This window comes from uncultured Campylobacter sp. (genome assembly GCF_937997465.1).
Lineage (GTDB): Bacteria > Campylobacterota > Campylobacteria > Campylobacterales > Campylobacteraceae > Campylobacter_A.
Window position 1 is genome coordinate 1 of the sequence record NZ_CALKTQ010000097.1, and the last position, 9,239, is coordinate 9,239.

Genomic DNA, 9,239 nt, shown 5'->3' on the forward strand with positions numbered 1-9,239 from the left:
CATCACGCAGTCAAACATATCCACGCCGCGAGCCACGTTTTCTACGAGGTCTTCTGGAGTGCCTACGCCCATGAGATAGCGCGGACGCGCCGCGTCGATGTATGGCATCACGGCCTGTACGGTGTCATACATCTCTTGGTTGCTTTCGCCTACACTAAGACCACCGATAGCAAGCCCGTCAAAGGGCATCTCGCACAGCGCCTCGGCGCAAAATTTACGCGCCGCCTCGTCCGTGCCGCCTTGGATGATGCCGAATATATTTTGCGTGAGGCCTTCGCCTTTGTTTTGCTTAAATTTATGATAATCTATCGCCTCTCGCGCCCATTTTATAGTGCGTTTGATGCTTAGCTCCACGCGCTTTTTTTCAGCAGGAAGCGCGACTAGATCGTCTAGGATCATCATGATGTCGGAGTTTAGGTCGTACTGGGTATCTAGCACCGAGCGCGGCGTGAAATAGTGCGCGCTGCCGTCGATGTGGCTTTTAAATTTTATGCCGTTTTCGTCGGGCTTTGAGATCTTGCTCAGAGAAAATGCCTGAAAGCCGCCGCTATCTGTTAAAAACGAGTGGTTAAATTTAGTAAAGCCGTGCAGGCCGCCAAGCTCTTTTACCACCTTGCTGCTAGGACGCAAGTAGAGGTGGTAGGTGTTGCCGAGGATTATTTGGGCGCCCAGAATTTGCATCATATCCACGGCGTCTAGGCTTTTTACTGCACCTACGGTGCCAACTGGCATAAACACGGGCGTTTTTATCGTCGAGTGAGCGGTGATTAGCGTGCCCGCGCGCGCCGCACCGTCCGTTTTATCTATACTAAAAGTCATTTTGATATAATAGTCCCTTTAAATTTGGAGTTTTAATGAAAAATATCTTGATAGTTGCGGACGGCATTGTAGCTAAATATTTCTTAGAAAGACTATTCGTAGCGCGAAATAACGCTCATCACTACACGGTTATCGCTATGGACGAGGAGATTTTTGGAGGGGAAAATTTAGAAAATTTTACCTTTTACCGCTTTGATCCGACGAGTTTTGATCGTCTTAAGCAGGTAGTTAGCGGCTATTTTAGCCAGTTTATGATAATGCTAAAAGACGGCTTTGAGACGGTTAGCGTCTATAACAATCTGCGTCAAATCAGCAAAAAAACGGAAATTTTAATGCTTGATCTATGGGGACTAGGCGGGTTAGAGGACGACTCGCACCTAACGGTTTTAGACGGGCGAGGCATCGTGACGGCTAGGCTCATGGATTATTTGCCCGATATCCCCGTAGTAGCCGATAACGTGGGGCTTGGACAAGGCGAAATAATGGAAGTAAAAGTACCCGTAGGAAGCTCGTTTATGTACCGTCATATTAGCTCCATAACGCAAAAAAAATGGCGCATCGCGATGGTTTATCGCGGCTCAAATTTCATGATCGCAAAGCCAAATTTAATGATCCTGCCAAACGACGTTTTGCTGATAGTGGGCGAGCCTAGCGTGCTTTTAAGCGTATTTAGAAGCGTGAAAAAAGAAACGGGGCAGTTTCCAAGCCCATTTGGACATAACACTTACCTGTTTTTAGATATGCGCGCCATGGGCGAAGAGGCTTGTTTACGGCTGCTAGAACAGAGCCTAAAACTGCACGAAAAGCTAAATAGCAAACGCCTCTACGTAAAGGTCGTAAATCCGACGTTAAATTTAGCCTACGAGAAGCTAAAATCGGTCGGAGACGAGAGGGTTGCGGTAACGTTTGATTTTTTCGGTCGCGGCGTAGAACAGATAAAAGACGACGTATTTAAAAACGACGTCGGGTTAATAGTAACCGATAATAAATTTTTCTCGGCCCACAAAAGGATGCTTTTCGAGCTTAAAAGGCCGGTAACTACTATCGGCCGAGGCGACGCGGACGAGATAAAAAAAGGCGTGATACTAAGTAGCGGTTTTGGCGACGAGATAGAAAACCAATCAGCCGTCATCATGGACTGCTGCGCGCAGCTAGATACGCAAATCTCGCTATATCACTTTGGCGCTCTTAGCGGCGGCGAGGGCGCGGAGGAACATTTTGATAGTCTTTCTAAAATTTTCGGACGTAAGGTCGAGATAGTCGAAGATAGAAATATAAATCCTATTTTAAAGCTAAAAAACGAGCAAAATTTGCTTCAGTTCGTGCCGTTTACGAAAAAGATCAGTAAAAAGGACGCCTTTGCTACGTTTTCAAATGATATGAACCGTCTGTACGCGCGCCTTAGCGACAACTATCAGATTTTTATACCGATAAATTAGGCTATTTTGGATAAAATAAAAGCGGAGAATAAGATGAAAATAGATATAAAATTTGACGGCAAGCCGGGCTACGGCGTCTATATAAACGAGCTAAAAGAGCTTAAATTTGACGCTAAAGTCGCTATCGTTACAAACGCAAAAGTAGGCGGGCTTTATCTGCAAAATTTACTCTCACGCATAGATTGTCCGCAAAAATTCGTCATCAGCGTCCCAGACGGCGAAGAGTATAAAAATATGCAAACGATCGAGGCGATCTTAGAGCAGCTTTTTGTTAGCCGCCTTGACCGCAGCAGCGTGATCATCGCTCTTGGCGGCGGAGTGGTGAGCGATATGGCGGGCTTTGCGGCGAGCATTTTTGAGCGCGGGATCAAATTTATAAACATCCCGACTACTCTGCTAGCGCAAGTGGATGCTAGCATGGGCGGAAAAACGGGTGTAAATAATAAATTTGGCAAAAATCTAATCGGCTCGTTTTATCAACCTAGCGCCGTTTACTGCGAGACTGAGTTTTTAAAGACGCTTGAAAAGCACGAATTTGCAGCAGGCCTCGCAGAGGCCGTAAAGATGGCCGTAACCTTTGACGAAAAAATATTTTCGTGGATGGAGGATGCAGATTTGACGGATGAGGCGAATTTGCAAAATTTGATCTACCGCTGCGTGCAGATAAAAGCCGCCGCCGTAGAGGCCGACGAACGCGAAAAGGGCGTGCGAGCGGTGCTAAACTACGGCCATACCTTCGCTCACGTGATAGAAAACGAAACGAACTATAAAAAATACCTGCACGGCGAGGCGGTGGCGATCGGGATGAATATGGCTAATTCGCTAGCGGTGAAGCTAGGCCTCATGAGCGAGGAGCAAAAGGCGCGCGTGGCGGAGTTGCTAGTTAAATTTGGCCTGCCGATAAGCTACAAGGTGCCAAACGCAAGCAGCTTTTACGAGGCTTTTTTCCTCGATAAAAAGGCGGAAAACTCAGCGATCAAATTTATCTTGCCGCGAGGTATCGGAGACTACGAGATACAAAAAGACGTGCCGCGCGAGCTCGTAATGGACGTTTTAAGAGAGTTTGAATGAGAAAAATTTTATTTATTTTATTTTTTGCGATCTTTGCTTATTCGCTTGATGATATTCCTAGCGAATTTAACGCGACAAAAGAAGCTCAGCTATCCGAACTAAACGCGTCTTTGGCCTTTATCGAGGACGAGCTAGCCGATAACATCTGGGCGACTCGCTACTCAAACTACAACACCTTTCAAAAGCTAAGCGCGGAGCTCGACGAAATCGAAGCAGCGATAAAAAAACAGGCAAAAAATACCGAAAAAGTACTCGAGCTACAAAAAAAACAAAGTACGCTAAAAGAGCAGATCGAACTTCTAAGAGAGTTTCAAAAAGCGCCGTTTTCTAGCATGATAACGGCTCCCGAGATAGAAATTTTACAAAAGATAACCAATCCCGTCGCCGTGATCTCGGGCTTTTCGCACATAAAGCAGCTCAGAAGCGAAAAAGACGAGTATAAACGCCGACTAGACGGGCTTTCTAAGACGACCGACGAGTTAGCTAGAAAAGAGCAAATTTTAACCCAGATCGTAAATTTGAGCGACGACTCGCGCTTTCAAGCAGAGCTTGCCGAGGCTAGGCAGGAGCTAGCGGAATTTAACGCCGCGGCCGACATCGCAAAGACAACCTACGGTGTGTACGAAAAGCGCGTAAACGAAGCGATAAACCGCACTAGCGAGGACATCAAGGCGCAGATGAAAAAGGCGCTTGATATCGGTATATTTATCGTCGTTGTTATCGGACTTTCGTTTTTGTTTAAATTTATCATTAAAAAGACGATCACCGACAACGAGCGCCTCTATACGGCAAATAAATTTATAAATCTCGTAAACATCACGCTCATTATCATGATCTTGCTTTTTGCCTATATCGAAAACGTGACCTATCTCGTCACGGTGCTGGGCTTTGCATCCGCTGGTATTGCGATTGCTATGAAAGATATGTTCATGAGTATGCTCGGCTGGACGGTGGTGGTTTTTGGCGGTAGTTTTCACGTCGGCGACCGCATAAAGGTACGCAAAGACGGAGAGGACGTCGTGGGCGACATCATCGATATCTCGCTGCTTAGGATGACTATTTACGAGGACGTCACGATCGTCACGGTAAACTCAAACCGTAGGGCGGGGCGTATTATATTCGTGCCAAATAATTATATCTTCACCGATCTGATTGCAAACTACTCGCACCACGGTATGAAGACCGTCTGGGACGGTATCGACGTCGTTTGTAGCTTTGAATCAAATCACAAAAAAGCCGCTCATATCATCAAAGATATCGCACGAAAATACTCCAAAGGCTACACGGAAATCGCCAAAAAACAAATGAGCAAGCTGCGAAATCAATACAGCATCAAAAATCCAAACGTCGAGCCGCGCGTATTTACCTTTATCGAGCCTCACGGCGTGAAAATTTCGGTCTGGTACATGGCAAACACATTTGCCACGCTATCTTTGCGAAGTACGATAAGCGCGGAGATAATGGAAGCCATAGCTAGCCACGACGACATCGTAATCGCCTATCCGACGCAGACTTTATATATGGATAGACGCGTAAAAGCCGGCGAGTCAAAGCCGATGGGCGAAGGCGGCGAGGAGAAGCATGAAGCCTAACTCAAATTTGACCCAGCAAGAGCCGCGCCGAGAGAAGGTATTTTTTAAAACATTCGGTTGCCGCACGAATATCTACGACACCGAGCTGATGAAAAGCTACGTCAAAGACTACGATATCGTTAGCGACGAAAACGAAGCTGACATCGTAGTGGTAAACTCCTGCACGGTCACAAACTCCGCCGATAGCGGCGCGCGCAGCTACATAAACGGTATAAAAAAGCGCGGCGCCAGAGTCATACTAACGGGTTGCGGCGCGGTGAGCAAGGGCAAAGAGCTGTTTAACAAAAACTCGGTTTTTGGCGTGATAGGCGCGAGTAAAAAAGAGGATATAAACGCGCTGCTAAAGTCGCAAGATCCGTTTTTCGAGCTGGGAAATTTAAAAAGTATCGACAAAAATATCGTAACGAACTACGAAAATCACACCAAAGCCTTTATCAAAATCCAAGAGGGCTGCGACTTTGCGTGCAGCTACTGCATCATCCCGGCCGTTCGCGGCAAAGCGCGCAGTATGGGTGAGGAAGCGATTTTACGCGAGGCTAAAATTTTAGCCTATAACGGCTATAACGAGCTAGTGCTAACGGGCACAAACATCGGCAGCTACGGTAAGGATACGGGCTCAAGCCTAGGCCGCTTGCTAGGCAGGCTCGGTAAAATAGGCGGCATAAAGCGCATAAGGCTCGGTAGTATCGAACCAAGCCAGATAGACGAGAGCTTTCGCGAGATCTTGCGCGAGAGCTGGCTAGAGCGGCATCTGCACATCGCGCTTCAGCACACGAGCGAGGCGATGCTGCGCATTATGAGGCGGCGAAATCAAGCCTTTAGGGATTTGGAGCTGTTTTTGGAGCTTAGCCAGATGGGTTTTGCGCTAGGAACCGACTACATCGTGGGGCATCCTGGCGAGAGCGAGGAAATTTGGATCGAGGCACTAGACAATTTTAAAAAATTTCCGCTCACGCATCTGCACTGCTTTGCGTATTCGCCGCGAAGCGGTACGCACTCGGCGGATATAAAAATGGACGTTAGCGGCGACGTGGCGAAGGCTAGACTTAAGGTTTTAAAGCAAATCGTAGCGGAAAATAATTTTAAATTTAGGCAAGAGTACGCTAGAAAAGGCGGGAGCCTAAACGTTTTGGTCGAGCAACTAAACGGTGAATTTTACGAAGGTTTCGATCAGTTTTATAACAAAGTAAAAATCAAAACGGATAAGCAAATTTTAAAAGAGTGGGCAGTCATAGATAAATTTGAAGTAAAAAGCGAGGGCGACTATGCACAAATTTAAGCTAAATAAACAAAAGATCATCGTGATTTTGACGGCTATTTTGGCGGTTTTGCTAGCTGTTGCGGTAGGTAGAAGCCAGCCCAAAAATATAATGTACGAAAGCTACGAAAAGCTGCTAGAAGGCGATATGATCGCAAGCGCTACCGTAAACGGCGGCGAACTGGAGCTCACGACCAAGGGCGGTAACAAATACATCATCGTAAAAGACGGCGTGGATATGCGTGCTCTAGTGCAAAAAGTGCCCGTCGATCTAAAAAAAGAGACGCCCGTACTGGATGAAATTTTAGCCGTGCTGGCGCTACTTGTTATCTGCTTTGCGGGGCTTGCGATTTATGCAAGGTTTAAAAAACAAAAACTCGCCGCTCAAAACGAAAATCAAAAAGCAAACGTCTATGAGTACGACAATATCGCCGCTAGCTCTGTGGCTCCTGCTATCTCAAACGTCAAATTTGACGACGTGGCGGGCATAAAAGACGTCAAATTTGAGCTAAGCGAGATCGTGGATTTTCTAAAAAATCCGACGAAATATAAAAAATTCGGCATCAAAATGCCAAAAGGCGTGCTGATGGTGGGGCCTCCAGGCGTGGGTAAAACGCTAGTGGCAAAGGCCGTCGCGGGCGAGGCGGGAGTGCCGTTTTTTTACCAAAGTGGCGCGAGTTTTGTGCAAATTTACGTCGGTATGGGCGCAAAACGCGTGCATGAGCTGTTTTTAAAGGCTAAAGCGTATGCGCCGTCCATCATCTTTATCGATGAGATCGACGCCGTGGGCAAGGTGCGCGGCGGCAACCGAAACGACGAGCGCGAGGCCACGCTAAATCAGCTACTGACCGAGATGGACGGCTTTGAGGATAACTCTGGCGTCATCGTGATCGCCGCGACCAACCGCATCGAGATGATAGACGAGGCGTTGCTACGCTCGGGACGATTTGATAGGCGCATTTTTCTTTCGATGCCTGATTTTAGCGATAGGGTCGAGATTTTAAAATCCTATCTAAAAGACAAAAACACGAGCGTAGATGCGCAAGACGTGGCGCGCATTAGCGTGGGTTTTAGCGGGGCGGCGCTTTCTACGCTGGTAAACGAAGCTGCGATAAATGCGCTAAGACGCGGCGGCGAGATGATAGAGTTTAGCGATTTTGAAAGCGTTTTAAACAAAGTCTTGCTCGGTAAAAAGAGGATTTTAAGCTACAACGACGAGGAAAAGCGCATCCAAGCGCTCTATCAGGGTGCAAAGGCTTTGGCGGCGTATTGGTTCGGGATAGAATTTGAAAAAATTTCTCTCGTCGAGGAGCAGTTTATGCGTCCTGAGCGAGAGATAGAGTCGCGCTCACAGATGTTTGCGCGTATCAAGGTCTGTTTGGCAGGCATGAGCGCGCTAAAGATGGTCAAAGACGATACTTTTTCAAACTCGGGCACCGACATCCAAAAAGCTCGCGAGATCGCGCAAAATATGGTCTTTGAGTACGGTATGGGGCGCGCTTTGATACCAAATGCGGCGGATACCGAGGAGCTACTGCAAGAGGCATATGCCGAGGTCGGGACGTTTTTAGCAGGCATGAAGGCGCAGCTAGAGCGCATCAGCGAGCATATCGAGATTTCTGAGAGTATCGATAAAGACGCGCTAGGTAGGATAATCAAAGAGTTTTACAACTAAATTTAAGGAGAAAAAATGAAAGCAAAAATAGGCATATTGACGCTGAGCGACCGCGCTAGCGAAGGCAAATACGACGATTTGTCGGGCGCAGCGATAAAAGAGGTCTTAGACGGCTGGATAACGAGCGAGCGTGAGTATTTTTACGAAGTGATCCCTGATGAGATTGAACTTATAAAAGAGCGTCTAAAACACATGATAGACGTTCTGGGCTGCGATTTAGTGCTAACTACGGGCGGCACGGGACCTGCTCCTCGCGACGTGACGCCGGAAGCTACCGAGGCCGTATGCGAAAAGATGATGCCCGGCTTTGGCGAGCTAATGAGAACGGCTAGCCTAAAATACGTCCCCACAGCGATCCTGTCGCGCCAAACGGCTGGTATCAGAGGACACGCGCTCATCGTAAATTTACCCGGCCAGCCAAAGGCGATCAAAGAGTGCCTAGAGCCGGTATTTCCGGCGATTCCGTACTGTATCGATCTCATCGGCGGCGCATTTATCGAGACCGATGAGAGCGTGATGAAGGTATTTCGTCCGAAACAAAAGAAAATTTCGTAATCTACGTGCTAAACTTTTTTGAAAATATAAATTTAAAGGCTACGAGGCTGCTTGAGGGCTATTATTCGCTCTTTTGCGGCCTTTTTACGCTTTGCATCGGCGTTTACGCGCTCGGACTAGTTTTTGGTGCAGAGTGGCTTTTGCTTGCCGCTAGCGCTTGTATCTATGCGTGTTTCGTCCTGCTTGCGTTTCGTTCGCTTTTTTGGTTCGTCTTGAGCCTGATTTTCTCGCCCGTTTTTGCTATCGTAGTACGCGAGCGTTATGACGAAAATTTGCTTTTAGACGCCGTTTTTGCGCTTATTTGTATATTTTGCTGGTTATTTTTGTCGCTAGCCGTGAGTGAAAATATCTCAAAACTGGGCAACGAAATCGTATCTAAAATTTTACGCATCGCTGCGCTTTTTGCCGTGATCGGCGTTTACTACGTCAGTATCGAAAATAGCCTAAATTTACAAGCTATTTTAAAAGATACCGTTACGCTTCGCATCGTGCTTATCGCCATAAATATCTACATGTTTCCTTCCCTTGTCACGCTTTTGGCGCTTGATTTGCGCGGATACTATTTGGAAAACAAAGACGCAAAAAGGGCTAAATTTTCATTTTTTAATTTCACTAAAGAAGCTTTAAAAGTAATCAAATTTATTGCCTTAAGGCGTAAAATTTAAACACATAAACTTTTTATACAGTCTCTAAAAACGCTATTTTTTGTAAATTTGAGGGATAGAAAACCGCTCTGCTGCTTTTGATTGGTAGCGGCGAAGTTAAATTTTAGTAAAACTCTGGATACTTTTTGGCGCGGCGATGGATTGCGGTTAAATTTGACAAAGTAA

The 9,239-nt window shown here is 46.6% G+C and carries 8 protein-coding genes; 7 read left to right on the plus strand and 1 reads right to left on the minus strand.

What is annotated here, in order from left to right; genetic code table 11:
- Positions 1–819: tRNA guanosine(34) transglycosylase Tgt (gene tgt / locus Q0546_RS02890; RefSeq protein WP_298790366.1), on the minus strand; the 819-nt coding region annotated here is incomplete at its 3' end.
- 35 nt (positions 820–854) lie between these two features.
- Here tgt and Q0546_RS02895 point away from each other — a divergent pair.
- From Q0546_RS02895 to Q0546_RS02925, 7 genes are read left to right on the plus strand one after another with little or no spacing between them, the layout of a single operon-like run.
- Positions 855–2,258, plus strand: coding sequence for a TrkA C-terminal domain-containing protein (locus tag Q0546_RS02895; RefSeq protein WP_002947996.1), 1,404 nt, complete (start codon positions 855–857; stop codon positions 2,256–2,258).
- A 33-nt stretch (positions 2,259–2,291) separates the two neighbouring features.
- Positions 2,292–3,329, plus strand: a complete 1,038-nt coding sequence (aroB, locus tag Q0546_RS02900; protein ID WP_298790367.1) for a 3-dehydroquinate synthase — start codon at positions 2,292–2,294, stop codon at positions 3,327–3,329.
- On the plus strand, positions 3,326–4,921 hold the full coding sequence (locus tag Q0546_RS02905) for a mechanosensitive ion channel domain-containing protein (protein WP_298790368.1): 1,596 nt from the start codon (positions 3,326–3,328) through the stop codon (positions 4,919–4,921). The genes aroB and Q0546_RS02905 overlap by 4 nt, the downstream gene beginning before the upstream one ends.
- The gene (gene mtaB, locus Q0546_RS02910) at positions 4,911–6,200 is read left to right on the plus strand and encodes a tRNA (N(6)-L-threonylcarbamoyladenosine(37)-C(2))-methylthiotransferase MtaB (RefSeq protein WP_298790369.1); all 1,290 of its coding nucleotides are present in this window, start codon (positions 4,911–4,913) and stop codon (positions 6,198–6,200) included. Before Q0546_RS02905 ends, mtaB begins: the two co-directional genes overlap by 11 nt.
- Positions 6,187–7,854, plus strand: coding sequence for an ATP-dependent metallopeptidase FtsH/Yme1/Tma family protein (locus tag Q0546_RS02915; RefSeq protein ID WP_298790371.1), 1,668 nt, complete (start codon positions 6,187–6,189; stop codon positions 7,852–7,854). Before mtaB ends, Q0546_RS02915 begins: the two co-directional genes overlap by 14 nt.
- A 15-nt stretch (positions 7,855–7,869) precedes the next feature.
- The gene (mog, locus tag Q0546_RS02920; RefSeq protein WP_122873978.1) at positions 7,870–8,409 is read left to right on the plus strand and encodes a molybdopterin adenylyltransferase; all 540 of its coding nucleotides are present in this window, start codon (positions 7,870–7,872) and stop codon (positions 8,407–8,409) included.
- A 5-nt stretch (positions 8,410–8,414) separates the two neighbouring features.
- Positions 8,415–9,074, plus strand: a complete 660-nt coding sequence (locus tag Q0546_RS02925; protein ID WP_298790376.1) for a nitrogen fixation protein NifR — start codon at positions 8,415–8,417, stop codon at positions 9,072–9,074.
- The last annotated feature ends 165 nt before the right edge of the window (positions 9,075–9,239 follow it).